The 14,248-nt window shown below is 41.0% G+C and carries 17 protein-coding genes; 16 read left to right on the top strand and 1 reads right to left on the bottom strand.

Annotated elements, in window-relative coordinates; all coding sequences use genetic code 11:
- The first annotated feature begins 18 nt into the window (after nt 1-18).
- The 11 genes from DW152_RS03745 to guaA all read left to right on the top strand — a co-directional run bounded on the left by DW152_RS03745 (nt 19) and on the right by guaA (nt 8,711).
- Nucleotides 19-1,194: a M20 family metallopeptidase gene (locus DW152_RS03745; RefSeq protein WP_118287980.1), complete on the top strand. Its 1,176-nt coding sequence runs from the start codon at nt 19-21 to the stop codon at nt 1,192-1,194.
- Between the two features lie 51 nt (nt 1,195-1,245).
- The gene (locus DW152_RS03740; RefSeq protein WP_330416712.1) at nt 1,246-1,527 is read left to right on the top strand and encodes a hypothetical protein; all 282 of its coding nucleotides are present in this window, start codon (nt 1,246-1,248) and stop codon (nt 1,525-1,527) included.
- A 26-nt stretch (nt 1,528-1,553) separates the two neighbouring features.
- The gene (gene spoIIID / locus DW152_RS03735; protein WP_117537033.1) at nt 1,554-1,817 is read left to right on the top strand and encodes a sporulation transcriptional regulator SpoIIID; all 264 of its coding nucleotides are present in this window, start codon (nt 1,554-1,556) and stop codon (nt 1,815-1,817) included.
- A gap of 250 nt (nt 1,818-2,067) precedes the next feature.
- Nucleotides 2,068-2,745, top strand: a complete 678-nt coding sequence (locus DW152_RS03730; protein ID WP_243059771.1) for a TetR/AcrR family transcriptional regulator — start codon at nt 2,068-2,070, stop codon at nt 2,743-2,745.
- Between the two features lie 96 nt (nt 2,746-2,841).
- Nucleotides 2,842-3,561 (top strand): CpsB/CapC family capsule biosynthesis tyrosine phosphatase, encoded by a 720-nt coding sequence (locus DW152_RS03725; protein WP_118287979.1) that lies wholly within the window; start codon nt 2,842-2,844, stop codon nt 3,559-3,561.
- Between the two features lie 33 nt (nt 3,562-3,594).
- Nucleotides 3,595-3,717, top strand: a complete 123-nt coding sequence (locus DW152_RS13555) for a hypothetical protein (RefSeq protein WP_279209065.1) — start codon at nt 3,595-3,597, stop codon at nt 3,715-3,717.
- 69 nt (nt 3,718-3,786) lie between these two features.
- On the top strand, nt 3,787-4,794 hold the full coding sequence (locus DW152_RS03720) for an LCP family protein (protein ID WP_118287978.1): 1,008 nt from the start codon (nt 3,787-3,789) through the stop codon (nt 4,792-4,794).
- A 54-nt stretch (nt 4,795-4,848) separates the two neighbouring features.
- On the top strand, nt 4,849-5,592 hold the full coding sequence (locus tag DW152_RS03715) for a YveK family protein (RefSeq protein WP_118287977.1): 744 nt from the start codon (nt 4,849-4,851) through the stop codon (nt 5,590-5,592).
- Nucleotides 5,592-6,320, top strand: a complete 729-nt coding sequence (locus DW152_RS03710) for a CpsD/CapB family tyrosine-protein kinase (protein ID WP_118287976.1) — start codon at nt 5,592-5,594, stop codon at nt 6,318-6,320. Before DW152_RS03715 ends, DW152_RS03710 begins: the two co-directional genes overlap by 1 nt.
- An 84-nt stretch (nt 6,321-6,404) precedes the next feature.
- Nucleotides 6,405-6,980 (top strand): hypothetical protein, encoded by a 576-nt coding sequence (locus DW152_RS03705; RefSeq protein WP_118287975.1) that lies wholly within the window; start codon nt 6,405-6,407, stop codon nt 6,978-6,980.
- A gap of 183 nt (nt 6,981-7,163) precedes the next feature.
- A complete protein-coding gene (gene guaA, locus DW152_RS03700; protein ID WP_118287974.1) occupies nt 7,164-8,711 on the top strand; it encodes a glutamine-hydrolyzing GMP synthase in 1,548 nt (515 codons plus the stop codon).
- Between the two features lie 292 nt (nt 8,712-9,003).
- Here guaA and DW152_RS03695 read toward each other — a convergent pair whose 3' ends face one another.
- Entirely contained in the window at nt 9,004-9,534 is a 531-nt protein-coding gene (locus tag DW152_RS03695) for a helix-turn-helix domain-containing protein (RefSeq protein ID WP_009247529.1), read from the bottom strand.
- Nucleotides 9,535-9,982: 448 nt separating this feature from the next.
- Between DW152_RS03695 and DW152_RS03690 the strand changes: the two genes are divergently transcribed.
- The 5 genes from DW152_RS03690 (at nt 9,983) to DW152_RS03670 (ending at nt 14,227) form a co-directional block, all read left to right on the top strand.
- Complete coding sequence (locus DW152_RS03690; protein WP_009247528.1) at nt 9,983-10,171, top strand: transcriptional regulator; 189 nt, start codon at nt 9,983-9,985, stop codon at nt 10,169-10,171.
- Nucleotides 10,172-11,263: a site-specific integrase gene (locus DW152_RS03685; RefSeq protein ID WP_009247527.1), complete on the top strand. Its 1,092-nt coding sequence runs from the start codon at nt 10,172-10,174 to the stop codon at nt 11,261-11,263.
- Nucleotides 11,253-11,588 carry a plasmid mobilization protein gene (locus DW152_RS03680; RefSeq protein WP_009247526.1) on the top strand — a complete coding sequence of 112 codons (336 nt, stop codon included), beginning with the start codon at nt 11,253-11,255 and terminating at the stop codon, nt 11,586-11,588. Before DW152_RS03685 ends, DW152_RS03680 begins: the two co-directional genes overlap by 11 nt.
- Nucleotides 11,578-12,732, top strand: coding sequence for an AAA family ATPase (locus tag DW152_RS03675; RefSeq protein ID WP_009247525.1), 1,155 nt, complete (start codon nt 11,578-11,580; stop codon nt 12,730-12,732). Before DW152_RS03680 ends, DW152_RS03675 begins: the two co-directional genes overlap by 11 nt.
- A 355-nt stretch (nt 12,733-13,087) precedes the next feature.
- The gene (locus tag DW152_RS03670; RefSeq protein WP_019190307.1) at nt 13,088-14,227 is read left to right on the top strand and encodes a plasmid recombination protein; all 1,140 of its coding nucleotides are present in this window, start codon (nt 13,088-13,090) and stop codon (nt 14,225-14,227) included.
- The last annotated feature ends 21 nt before the right edge of the window (nt 14,228-14,248 follow it).

The raw sequence follows: 14,248 nt of genomic DNA, 5'->3' as shown, positions 1-14,248 counted from the left end.
TAAGAAGGAGGAGACGATATGAACTTTTATGAGAGAGCGAAGGAACTGAGAGAAGAGACCGTTGCTAACCGCCGCTATCTTCATACGAATGCAGAAGTTGGCTTAAATATGCCAAAAGCGCAGGCATTTGTTATGGGAAAATTAAAAGAATATGGCTTAGAGCCAAAAGAATGTGGTCATGGTGTGATGGCAACACTGGGAAAGGGTGGAAAGGTTCTGATGCTTCGGGCAGATATGGATGCACTTCCGATGCCGGAAGAGAGTGGGGAACCGTTTGCATGTCCGTCCGGTCAGGAAGCACATGCGTGCGGACACGATTTCCATGCAGCAATGCTTTTAACAGCGGCAAAGATGCTGAAGGAAAATGAATCTGAATTACAGGGAACAATTAAGTTTATGTTCCAGCCGGCAGAAGAGACTTTTGAAGGAAGCAAAGATATGATTGAGAACGGAATACTAGAGAATCCAAAAGTTGATGCCGCACTTGCCTATCATGTGGCAGCAGGACAGATGCCGGTAGGAATTTTTATGTATAACGATAACGGAACAATGATGTATTCCGTGGACGGATTCAGGATTGATATTAAAGGAAAAGGTTCGCACGGTGCATATCCACAGAATGCCATTGATCCGATCAATATCGGAGTTCACATTTACACAGCTCTGGAAGCAATCATGGCAAGAGAGGTTGATCCGACAAAAGCATGTGTTATGACAGTCGGTAAATTTGAAGGCGGAACAGCTGCAAATATCATCCCGGATACGGCAGTAATCGAAGGAACAATCCGCAGCAATGATAAGCAGGCGAGAGAACTTATGGTACGAAGAATGAAAGAAGCAGCAGTAAAGACAGCAGAAAATTACGGCGGAACGGCAGAGATTACCATGCTTTCAGAAGTACCACCTCTGATCTGTGATCCAAAACTGACCGATGAGATTGTAGAATATATGAAAGAAATGGATATTCCTGGTTTAACTCCATATCCGGGAATTTCAGCAAGCGCATCGGAAGATTTTGCAACAATTGCGGAGAAGATTCCATCTACATTTATCTATCTGTCAGCAGGATATACAGATGAGAGAGGACAGTATGGTGCACACAATCCGAAAGTGCAGTTCAACGAAGACGTGTGCCCAATCGGTTCAGGATGCCTCGCACATTGTGCAACACAGTGGTTAAAAAATAACAATTAAATATAGAACGACAGCAAAAAAGGAGAAAAGGCCAATGAGCCATTAATTTCTTTGAAATTATTTAAAAATACTCAGTATACAGTGATTCTGATTATTGGGTTTATCTGTTATTTTTATCAAACAGCTATGAATGTGTATGCACCGATCGGAGCAATGAAAGTTATGGGCACATCTATCATCATTTACTTTGTAGCATTGACAATTACCGGTATTGCAGAAAGTTACCGATCTGTATCCATTACACCAAGCGCACAGGCAACATTGCAGCCGGAAGATATGGGAGTAGGAAAATCGAATCAGACATACATTAAAAAACCCCTGCATAGATTGTAAAAAACAAACTATGCAGGGGTTTTTATATGAAAGATTACATCGAAGAGCGGGCGGTAGAGATTGCATATTATATCATTGAACATGAAGCAACGGTGCGACAGACAGCAAAACAATTTGGGGTGAGCAAGAGCACGATACATAAAGATGTAACAGACCGTCTCCTGGCGATCAACCCGGCGCTTGCAAAGGAGGCAAGAAAAGTCCTGGACAGAAATAAATCTGAACGGCATATCAGAGGCGGACTGGCTACAAGAGAAAAATATCTGCACCGGCATCTTGAAGAAAAATAATGATTTTTAAATGTCGCGAATCAAATACTATAATAAAGGTCTGAAAATGTGGTAGTAGAGACAGGCGGGAGAATGTGTTCAGGCATTTTCTTCTGCCTGTCTCTGTGATGAAAAAAGATAATAACAGACAAAACAGATTGGCATATATTAAGTCAATAGAAAAATATAAATGACACTTTCAGAGTAAACGGGAATGTGGTACGATAGGTGATGAATTGGAGAAAGTTACAGTAGAATCGAGAGGAAAAATATGATTACAAGAAATTTTCGGAGAGAACAGAAGAGAAAGCGCGTAATGGCATATTTTATCAATGCAACGATAGAATTGATGGAAGAGATCGGGATTGAGAATCTGACGATCCGAAAAGTTGCAGAACGTGCCAAATATAACAGCGCAACTTTATACAATTATTTTGACAGCCTGGATGAGCTGGAAATGTTTGCAAGTGTGAAATGTCTGAATGAATATGTAAAAACATCGCAGATCAAATATTCAGAAGGCAAGAGTATGAGAGAATGGTATCTTGGAGAATGGAGATGTTTTTGCGAGCAGGCATTTCGTCATCCACGCATTTACAACTTCTTGTTTTTCAGCCCGCTTGGGGAGACAAATATGACGGAGATATTTCGTCGGTATTATGAAATTTTTCCACAGGAAAAAGTAGAAGAAATAGAAGAATACGAAGAATTTATGGCAAATGGAGATTTTTATAAAAGAAATCAAATGCTTCTGACAAAAGTATTGCAGGAAAAAGAATATAATCTGACGGATAAAGAAATCAGTGAGTTAAATGAGATGAGTATCCTGATTTTCAGAGGAATGCTGGAGACCATGCGCATTGATAAAAACAAACCTACACTTGAGCAGGCTGTTCATCGCACAGTGCGGTATCTGGAGAATACACTGCGGGTATATCATTTGGTATAAAAAGGTTGCAGTTTGTTAAACTTTGTGATAATATACATAAGAATTATTAGAGAGATATATATAAATGGTTAGAGTTATAAAAATTGGTTAGAAGTTATGAGTAAGATAGATTTTCATTCCCACATTCTGCCGGGAATAGATGATGGAGCCAGGAATTTGGAGACATCGTATAATATGCATCAGATGGCCAGACAACAAGAAGTAGATCTCATGCTGGCGACACCCCATTTTTATGCGTCACAAGACAGAATTGATAACTTTTTAAAGAGGCGTGAAGAAGCTTGGGTTCAGTTCCACGACACTGTCGAAGCGTCGGAAGAGACAGAACCCCGGATTATACTCGGTGCCGAGGTGGCTTTTTTTGACGGAATCAGCCGTGCACGGAATATTGAAAAACTGACCATTCAGGGAACAAATTTAATGTTGCTTGAAATGCCTTTTGAAATATGGAATAGCCAGCAGATAAAGGAAGTAGAGTATCTGATAAAGGAGCGAAAGTTTCAGATAATAATCGCACATTTAGATCGCTTCCTGTGGATCCCCGGTAATAAAAAGTGGATAAAAGAACTACTGGAACTTCCAGTTTCCATTCAGATCAATGCAGATGCATTTGACGGCTGGATGCACACCAGAAATCTTGTAAAGTTATTTAAAGAAGGAAAAGCACATGTTCTGGGAAGTGATTGCCATGGCGCACATCACAGAGTGCCGAATTTGCAAGATGGTCGTGATATTTTAGAGAAAAAAGCCGGAAAAGAAGTACTGGAACAGATTGACAGACAGGGAGAAAAGCTACTGTCTGCGATTTTGAAATAAAGTCAGTATATTACAGAGAGGAGTATATGTGATATGACAAAGAAGAAAGTGATTGTATGCAGTGTGATATTAGGAGTTATATTAATCGGACTTCTGGCATGTGAAGTCATGTACCCGACAGGCGGGCAGGCAATGATCAAAAATCTGGTGGGTTAAGATAAAACGTATAACATTAAATAAGAAGCAAAAGGATAATTACATACAGACATATGAAAGAAGGCTCTTATGAAGAAGCAATACGAAGAACAGGCAGAAAAAAAACGACTGAAAAAGAAAAGTATTATTGCGATTGTGCTTATTATTTTTATGATAGGAGTGATCGCTGGGATTTCCAAAATAGCCGATTCGCGGACGGTGGGTGTACAGAGTACAGATACGGAAAAAGATGAGTCCATTGTTTACAAAGGAGAGACGTACGTTCCGAAGAAAAATATTTCTACATATTTAATAGCGGGAATTGATTCTTCAGACAAGATTAAGAAGCTCAAAGAGTATGATGGAACCGGACAATGCGATACACTTGCTTTGGTTGTACAGGATCGGAGTACAGACACTTGTAAGACGTTAACAATTGACCGTAACACGATGACAAATGTAAAAAGCCTGAGTGATAAGGGAGAATATCTCGCTACTACGAAGATTCAACTGTCACTGGCACATGCGATGAGTCTGAATCATAAAAAACGGGCAGAAAATACAGTAGATGCGGTATCAAATCTGTTTGATGGACAGAAGATTGACGGATATGCCATGGTTAATATGGGAGCGATTGTTCCGGTGAATGATATGGTTGGTGGCGTAATTGTGAAAATTACAGACGAATTTCCAGGAAGCAAAACACTTATAAAAGGAAAGACGGTCACTTTAAAAGGAAACGATGCAGAAACATTTGTCCGCGAGCGTAAAGACGTTGGAGACGGACTGAACGACAACCGTATGAAACGGCAGCAGGTATATGAAGTTGCATTTAAACAGGCATTTTATAAGAAATGCAATGAAAATAAAAAGTTTCCACTGGAAGTTTACAATACATTGCAGGATTATATGACGACGAATATTACAGCGCAGCAGTTTTCCAAGCTTGCAGTATTGATGGCGTCTGCCAAAGCTGATACAAAACTGACGGTGAAAGGAAAAGAAGGTTTTGACGATGACGGATGGCAGACATTTACACCAGATAAGGACAGCTTAAAACAGGTTGAACTGGAGCTGTTTTATAAGAAACAAAAATAACGACAGAGTACTGTCGTTGATAAAGGTATGAAAGGTATAATAAGGAGAAGCAACATGAACCAAAAACAATCAAATGATGAATTGGAAATTGATTTGCTGGAAGTGGCAGGGATGCTTTTAGAAAAATGGCATTATTTACTGGTCTGCTTTTTAGCAGGAGCCGTGTTATTTAATGCATTTGCATTTTTCGGCATTAAGCCAACTTATGAATCAACAGCCAAACTTTACATTGTAACAACATCTGAAAACTCCGTGGTGAATTTAAATGATCTGAACCTCGGAACTTCACTGACATCCGACTATGAACAGTTAATGCTCAGCTATCCGGTATTAGATAAGGTAATCAAAAAACTGGATCTGAATACAACATCAGAGAATCTGAAAAAGGCATATACTTTAACTAATCCGGATGATACACGAATCCTGGAGATTAAAGCGACAAGTACAGATCCGGAGAAAGCAAAAGAGTTAGCTGATACGATGGCGGAAGTGGCAATGGATTATCTGCCGGACACAATGAGTGCGATGACACCCCACTTTGCACAGCATGCGAAAGTTGCAGATCATAAGGCGAATCCAAGCTATGGCAAGTATACAATCATGGGCGCATTGTTAGGACTGATAGCCTGTGCAGGTGTGCTAATCGCAGGATATCTGATGGATGATACGATCCACTCATCCGAGGATATGGAGAAATATTTTGATCTTGTTCCATTGACTTCTATTCCAGATAGTGATCTGTTTATTGAGAGCGAATCAGATATGAAAAAAACAAGAAAAAGGAGGGGAAGAAGATAATGAAAGAATTAGCAATTAATCTTCCGGAACTTCCATATGCAGTAGAGGAAGCAATGAACCGTCTGCGTATTAATATTAAGTTTTGCGGAAATGATACAAAGAAGATCCTGATGACAAGCTGTCTTCCGAATGAAGGAAAGAGTACAGTAGCAATCTTCTTATGGAAAATGCTTGCAGAAGCCGGATTCCCGACAGCCTTCGTAGATGTAGATCTTCGTAATTCCGTTGTAAGAAAAAGATACGATGTAGATTATAATGAAGAGACAAGTGGTCTGAATCATTATTTGTCTGGAATGGCAGAGTATGAGGATGTAGTATATAAGACTAACATTCCAGATGCATACATGGTACCATGTACACAGCTTTTGGAGAATCCGTCCCCGCTTTTGGAAGATGCACGATTCAAGCAGTTATTAGATAAGCTTGCAGAGGAATATCGTTTCGTAATTATCGATGCACCGCCGCTCGGCAGTGTTGCAGATAGCACATTGATTGCATCTATGTGCGATGGAGCAGTATTGGTTGTACGTGCAGGAGAAACATCTAAAACATTAATCCGTCAGTCTTTATATGAGATTGAACAGTCCGGTTGTACACTTCTTGGAACAGTACTGAACCGAGTAGCTGTAAAAGCAAAAAAATATGGTAAATATGGCAAGTACGGTAAATATGGCTATGGATATGGTTATGGATATGTACAGCAGTCAGAAGATAAATCATCCAAATGATAAGGGGGATAAACAAGTCCACGTGGTTAGGACTGTTTATTATAGAACAATTGAAGTAACAAAGTAAAAAAGGAGTTGAGTCCAATGAAGACATTAAAGAAAACATTGTTTCTCATTTTTACACTGACAATGTTGATGGGAATGACAGCTATGGCTGCTAATTCACCTTCTAAATCAACATTCAAACCAACACTGAAGAAAACATCTACAGTGTACAATGGTAAAACTCAGAAAGCTACTATTGTAGTAAAAGATGGCAAGAAAACATTAAAAGAAGGCGTTGATTACAAAGTATACAATACTTCACACAAAGCTGCCGGAAAACATGTTGTAAAAGTAAAAGGTCTTGGTAAGTATGCTGGACAGACATGGAAAGGTACTTATACAATTAAACAGGCAAAACAGACTGTAAAAGTTTCTAGGAGATCTTACACAGTAAAAGCTTCTAAAGTTAAAAAAGCAACTCAGTCTACAAGACTGAAAGTAACTAAGAAAGCTGGTAAGACAACCTATAAGAGCAACTATTCTAAGATTAAAGTTAAAAACGGAAAGATCTATGTAAAGAAAGGTGCTAAGAAAGGTACTTACAAGATTACAGTTACTGTAAAAGATACTAACTACAAAACTGTAAAAAAGACAATTAAAGTTAGAGTTAAATAATTTTGTTAGATTAGCGAAAAATTCCCTGACCACGCAGGGAATTTTTTTATTACCTTTCTTATCTCTTGCCAAGGCAACATTTGTAACGTATAATAGAAATTGTCTTTAAATGTATCCTGTGAGGAAAAGAAATATCCTGCAAAGGAGAAAAGAAGATAGAAATGCTATCTAGGAGGAATTCTTGTGAAGAGAGAATTAGTGATTGTAATTGACTTTGGCGGTCAATATAACCAGCTGGTTGCAAGACGTGTCAGAGAATGTAATGTTTACTGCGAGATTTATTCGTACAAGACAGATCTTGAGAAAATCAAAGCAATGAATCCTATGGGAATTATTCTGACTGGTGGACCAAACAGCTGCTATGAAGTCGATTCACCAACATATAAAAAAGAATTATTCGAATTAGGAATCCCGGTTCTTGGACTTTGCTATGGTGCTCAGCTTATGATGCATGTTCTTGGCGGAAAAGTAGAACTTTCCGATGTAAAAGAATATGGAAAGACAGAAGTATTGGTAGATAAGAAAGATTCCAAGATTTTTGAAAATGTATCAGAGAAGACAATCTGCTGGATGAGTCATACAGATTATATTTCAAAACTTGCGCCTGGATTTGAAGTGACAGCGCATACGGCGAATTGTCCGGTGGCAGCAGCAGAAGATGTAGAACATGGCTTATATGCGATTCAGTATCATCCGGAAGTACTTCATTCTGTAGAAGGAACAAAGATGCTATCCAATTTTGTGCTTGGAGTTTGCGGATGTGCAGGTGACTGGAGGATGGATTCATTTGTGGAAGAATCGATCAAACAGATCCGTGAAAAGGTCGGAAACGGCAAAGTGTTATGCGCTTTATCCGGAGGTGTTGATTCTTCAGTAGCAGCTGTATTGCTTTCCAAAGCAGTAGGGGATCAGTTGACATGTGTATTTGTAGATCACGGTCTTTTGAGGAAGAATGAAGGGGATGAAGTTGAAGCTGTATTCGGACCGGAAGGTTCTTATGATCTGAACTTTATTCGTGTGAATGCACAGCAGAGATTTTATAATAAACTTGCCGGAGTAACAGAACCAGAGAAGAAGAGAAAGATCATCGGAGAAGAATTTATCCGTGTATTTGAAGAAGAAGCAAAGAAAATCGGGGCAGTAGATTTTCTTGTGCAGGGAACGATTTATCCGGACGTTGTAGAAAGTGGTCTGGGTGGAGAATCTGCAGTGATTAAGTCTCACCATAATGTTGGTGGACTTCCGGATTATGTAGATTTCAAAGAAATCATCGAGCCACTTCGTGATCTGTTCAAGGATGAAGTACGTAAAGCAGGACTGGAGCTTGGTATTCCGGAGAAATTGGTATTCCGTCAGCCATTCCCGGGACCGGGACTTGGAATCCGTATCATCGGCGAAGTAACGGAAAAGAAAGTTAGGATTGTTCAGGATGCAGATGCTATTTACCGTGAGGAGATGGACAAAGCCGGAATGAACAAGACAGTCGGACAGTATTTTGCAGCACTTACAAATATGCGAAGTGTAGGAGTTATGGGCGATTTCAGAACATATGATTATGCAGTTGCACTCCGTGCGGTTAATACGATCGACTTTATGACAGCAGAAGCAGCCGAAGTTCCTTATGAAGTATTGAATAAGGTAATGAACCGAATTATTAATGAGGTAACAGGTGTCAACAGAGTAATGTATGATCTGACGAGTAAGCCGCCTGGAACGATTGAGTTTGAATAAATCGAGTTGCTTAAAAAAGCCAGTGTTTATGCGGGTTTCAGCGATTTCGATTAGTCTTTTGATAACAAATTGATAACAGTCATAGCAAGTGCCATTATTCTTGTTATCCAGTGGTTTATGGGTAACGGAACAATTAACAGGTGGCTTGCAGACTAAAGTTCGGAGCTTGACTCTGAACAAATTCCATATTATAAACTAAGCCCTTAGCTGTGGTTAATAACCATAGTTAAGGGCTTTTTTGTCGTTGCCAAAGCATCTGTAGGGAGCTGCCAGTGGCAGGTCCTGTAGGTGCTTATTTATCTTTCAAGTGGTCTTTGAATGCTTCCACGAGAGCGTCACTTAATTCCTGTGATGGAACTTTTGCCCAACGCTGTGTGGTGTCGAACTCTGGATAATGGTAACGCCAGTTATCGTATTCTTCTCTGTTGATTTCTTCGGAAGATAGCTTGTCTGCCTGTTCTTTCCAAGCATACAGCATTTTGAGGAGTTCATATGCTTCTCTGCCTTTGTCCTTGTTGACCTTTAAGCATACCTCTCCGTCTGCTTCACTGACAGTAAGACCGTAAATATCTTCAAGGGTAAACAGAGTGTGCATAAGACCGATATAGCTGTCTATGTCAGGAACATCAAGAGCCTGTGGAGAAACATCAAGCACCTGTGCCAATGCATTTGTAAGGTCTGCTTTCGGTTTGCGTGTACCAGTTTCGTACTGTGCCAAACGCACATCAGCACTCTTTTCTGGAAAACCGATTGCTGTACCGAGATACTTTTGTGTCATACCACGCATTAGTCTGAAAAAATGTATTCTTTCGCTGATAGCCATAATGATACGCTCCTTTTATATTTAGTGAAATAAGTATAGCAGAAATGTTTAGTGGAAGTCAAGAAAAACCGAAACAAAAATGTTTAATATTTTCTTTGCAACCACTTGACAATAGCAAATATGTTTAGTAAAATAAATTACGAATTAAACAAATATGCTTAATGCGACAACTGAATGACCGTCCGAAAAGCCAAACCGCCAAGACCTCGTCGGAGCAAGTTCCGTATCGTTCGCTTGTGTGCAAGCACAAAAGCTCATTCGCTGCACTGCTCCTCCTCTTCCCCAAAAGTCTCCGACTTTTCGGGAACCCCTATACGAGCGAGCGCCTGATGTACTGCGGTGCATTGGGACAGCACAGCGCCTGCCGACAAGCAGGAGTGCCTGTTGGAACTTTAACACGGAGAAAGCGGCAAGCAAAAAATTATTTTAAGAAAGGAAGAAAAAGGATATGGAAAACAGATTTATCCGAGCCGAAGATGTGGCTCAGGAACTAAACGTATCAAAACCTTATGCATATAAACTCATCAGACAATTAAATGAGGAATTGAAAGCAAAGGGCTTTATTACGATTGCAGGGCGTGTAAATCGCCAGTATTTTTACGAAAGGCTCTACGGAGCAGGAAAGGGGGAAATGTAAATGCCGGTATTTAAGAATGAAGATAACGGTACTTGGTATGTGATGGCAAGGTATGTGAACTGGAAAGGGGAACGCAAGCAGAAATGCAAGCGTGGCTTTGCTACCAAACGAGAAGCACAGGAATGGGAAAGAATGTTCAAATTGCAGACTTCTTCAGACCTTGATATGAGTTTTGAAGCCTTTACGGAGCTTTATATCAATGATGTGAAGAACCGTTTGAAGGAAAACACGTGGCTTACCAAAGAGCATATCATACGCACAAAGATACTTCCGTATTTCGGGAAACTGAAAATCAGCGAGATTTCCACAAAGGAGATTATTACTTGGCAGAATGAAATGCTTGCCTATCGTGATGAGAAGAAAAAGCCTTATTCACAGACGTATCTGAAAACGCTGCACAATCAGTTGTCCGCCATTTTCAATCACGCTGTCCGCTACTATGAACTGCGTTCCAATCCTGCGGCAAAGGTGGGAAATATGGGACGTGAGGAACACAAGGAAATGCTGTTCTGGACAAAGGAAGAATACAAGAAATTCTCTTTTGAGATGATGGACAAGCCTGTTTCCTTTTATGCGTTTGAAATGCTTTACTGGTGCGGTATCCGAGAGGGCGAGCTGTTAGCTTTGACTCCGGCAGATTTCAACTTTGATAAGGAAACAGTCACAATCAATAAATCCTATCAGCGTTTGAAAGGGCAGGATGTGATTACTTCTCCGAAAACGAAAAAGAGCAACCGCACGATTAAAATGCCGAAGTTTCTGTGTGAGGAAATGAAAGAATATCTCGGTATGCTTTACGGATTGAAGAAGAAAGACCGTATCTTTACGGTGACGAAAAGCTATCTTCATCACGAGATGGACAGAGGGGCAAAGGCGGCAGGCGTGAAGCGTATCCGCATTCACGATCTCCGTCACAGCCACATTTCACTCTTGATTGATATGGGCTTTTCTGCGGTGGCGATTGCTGACCGAGTTGGTCACGAAAGTATTGATATTACTTATCAGTACGCACACCTCTTTCCGTCAAAGCAGATTGAGATGGCAGAAAAATTAGATGATTTAGGGAAAGGAGATTTTGAAAATGTCAGCTAAGAACAGAGATAACAAAAATCGTTGGAGGAATATCACAGTAGGGTTTCGAGTATCGCCCGAAGAAAACGAACTCATTAACAGAGCTGTAGCTCTATCAGGATTGCCAAAACAGGAGTATTGTTACCGCCGTTGCTTAAATCAGGATGTGGTGGTACAGGGCAATCCGAGAGTGTATAAGGCGTTGAAAACGGAATTTGCCACAGTCCTTGCGGAACTGAAAAGGATTGAAGCAGGAAAAGGTGTGGATGATGAACTGCTGAGTGTAATAGAACTGATTTCCATTATTCTCGGCGGTTTGAAAGGAGAGGATGCGAATGGAGAATAAAAAAGAAATGACTATTCCAAATGTATCTGCGGCAACAGATGCGGAACAGTCACTTTCCAAATGTACTGACAATAGTATAGTCAATCAGGATACGGATTTCAAGGGGTACGAGCAATCTTTTGAAGAAATGCAAAGGGAAATACTCAGACAGTTAGACCCTTCCTATCTGAAAACAGTATCAATGACAACGCTGTATGATACGGTGTTTGAGGTTCAGACACCACTTATCGACGGTCTGCTCCAAAGGGGAACTTACCTTTTCGTAGGTTCCCCGAAAGTGGGAAAGAGCTTTATGATGGCACAGCTTGCCTATCATATCAGCACAGGCACACCGCTTTGGGAGTATAAGGTGCGTAAGGCAACGGTGCTTTATTTTGCCCTTGAAGATGATTACCCACGTTTGCAGAAGCGATTGTTTCAGATGTTCGGTGCAAAGGAGACAGGCAATCTGTATTTCGCAACGGAATGTAAAACGGTCAATGGCGGACTGGAAGAACAGATAAGAGGGTTTATGAGGGAACACCCAGACACAGGCTTGATTATCATAGACACCTTAAAGCGTGTGCGTGAAGCAGGCGGAGCAGATTACAGCTACGCAAGTGATTATGATGTTGTGGCAAGGCTGAAAGCGTTGGCAGACAGTTACAAGGTTTCAATGCTTATTGTTCATCATACACGCAAACAAAAATCGGAAGATATATTCGATATGATTTCAGGCACGAATGGTCTGATGGGTGCGGCAGACGGTGCATTTGTTCTCAGTAAGGACAAGCGTACTTCCAACAATGCCACACTTGATGTTGCTGGCAGAGACCAGCAGGATATGAAAATCCATCTTGTAAGGGACAGCGAGCGATTGGTGTGGAACTTTGCAAAATCGGAAACGGAGATGTGGAAAGAACCGCCCGAACCTCTGCTTGAGAAGATAGCGGATACGCTCTTTTCGGAAAGTGACAGATGGGAAGGAACTGCTTCGGAACTTTGCGAAAGGCTTGCGGTGGATATAAAGCCGAATGTACTTTCTTTAAGGCTCAGTATCAACGCAAGCAGGCTGTTTCGTGATTACGGTATCCGTTATCAGAACAGCCGCACACACGACGGAAGAAAGGTTTCACTTTGGAAAGAAACCGAGCAGACGGCGTGACAAACGGTGTCAAAGGTGTCAATGTTTTTGAGAGCAGCACGCTGTGAAAAACATTGTCACCATCGTCACACTTTGACACCGGATAAAGTTTAGGGGAGTGTGCAGAGAGTGCCTTTTCAAAGGCGGCTCTTTGGTCTCGCCTGCTGGCTCGGTCGGTTCGCAGGCGTGTGTGCCACCGGCACACGCTCACCCCTCGGAGAGCCTTCGGAGAACGCAAAACCTGTTTACAGGTCGCATTTTTGATGGGTGTACCCGTCAAAAGTGCTTTTGCGTTACTTTTGACAAAAGTAACAAAACCTGAGAATGTTGAAATTTACAGATGGGAGATGAAAAAATGCAGAGAACGATAAGTGCAATGGTCGGTAAAGGCTCGGTCAATCACAATAGCCGAAAGTTCCGAGCAGAAAATGTAGACGGAACTCGTACTCATCTCAATATCGACTACTGCAATGAAAATATAAAGACAGTTTATCACGAATTGTTTGATGAAGCATTGGAAAGATACAATGCCAAGCAGATAAGGTCAGACCGAAAGATAAAAGATTATTATGAAAAAATCCGAAGTTCCAAGCAGGAAAAACCGTTCCACGAAATCATTTTACAGGTGGGCGGTAAGGGAAATATGAACGCCGATACGGAAAACGGAGAACTGGCAAAGCAGATTTTAGATGAATACTATCAGGGTTTTCAGGAGCGAAATCCACAGCTTCGGGTGTTCTCGGCTCATCTGCATATGGATGAAGCTACACCACATCTGCACATAGATTTTGTACCTTTTACCACAGGCAGCAAGCGTGGACTTGATACAAGAGTGTCACTAAAGCAGGCTCTTGCAACGCAAGGTTTTAAGGGCGGCAGTCGTGGCGATACGGAGTGGTCGCAATGGATACAGTCCGAAAAAGAACAGCTTGCGGCGGTGATGGAACGTTATGGGATTGAGTGGGAACATTTAGGCACACACGAAAAACATCTTTCTGTTTTGGATTATAAAAAGCAGGAAAGAGAAAAAGAAGTGGCGGCATTAGGTGCGAAAATCGAGCAGAAACAGATTGAATTTGATGTGTTGTCGGAACGAGTATTGAACTATGATAAGGCAAAAGACGAGCTGTCAAATCTTGAAATAGAGCTTGATACTGCACCGAAATATCAGTTGCCAGAACCAGAGAAATTTATGACTGCAAAGGCATATAAAACCAAAATGGCAGAGCCGGTTGTAAGGAAATTGAAGCAACTTGTCAAAACGGTGCTTGCCCGCTGCTTTGAGGGGTGGGACAACTATCATAGGCTGAATACAGCGAATGCACAGTTATACCGCACCAATCAGCGTTTGGAGAAAGTCAATGAAAGATTGACCGAAGAAAACAAAATCCTAAAAGCAGAAAATAAAGATTACAGCCTGCTCCGTAAGGTTTTTGGTCGCAAACAGATAGATGATTTGTTGGAGCAGGCAAGAACAGTTAAAGGTCGCAAGCGTGATAATACACGATCACGATAGACAAAAATCACAGGAGGAAAA

This window comes from Dorea sp. AM13-35 (genome assembly GCF_003473885.1).
GTDB lineage: Bacteria > Bacillota > Clostridia > Lachnospirales > Lachnospiraceae > Dorea_D > Dorea_D hominis.
Note: the sequence above shows the minus strand (reverse complement) of the source record. Positions and strands in the feature narration are given on the sequence as shown.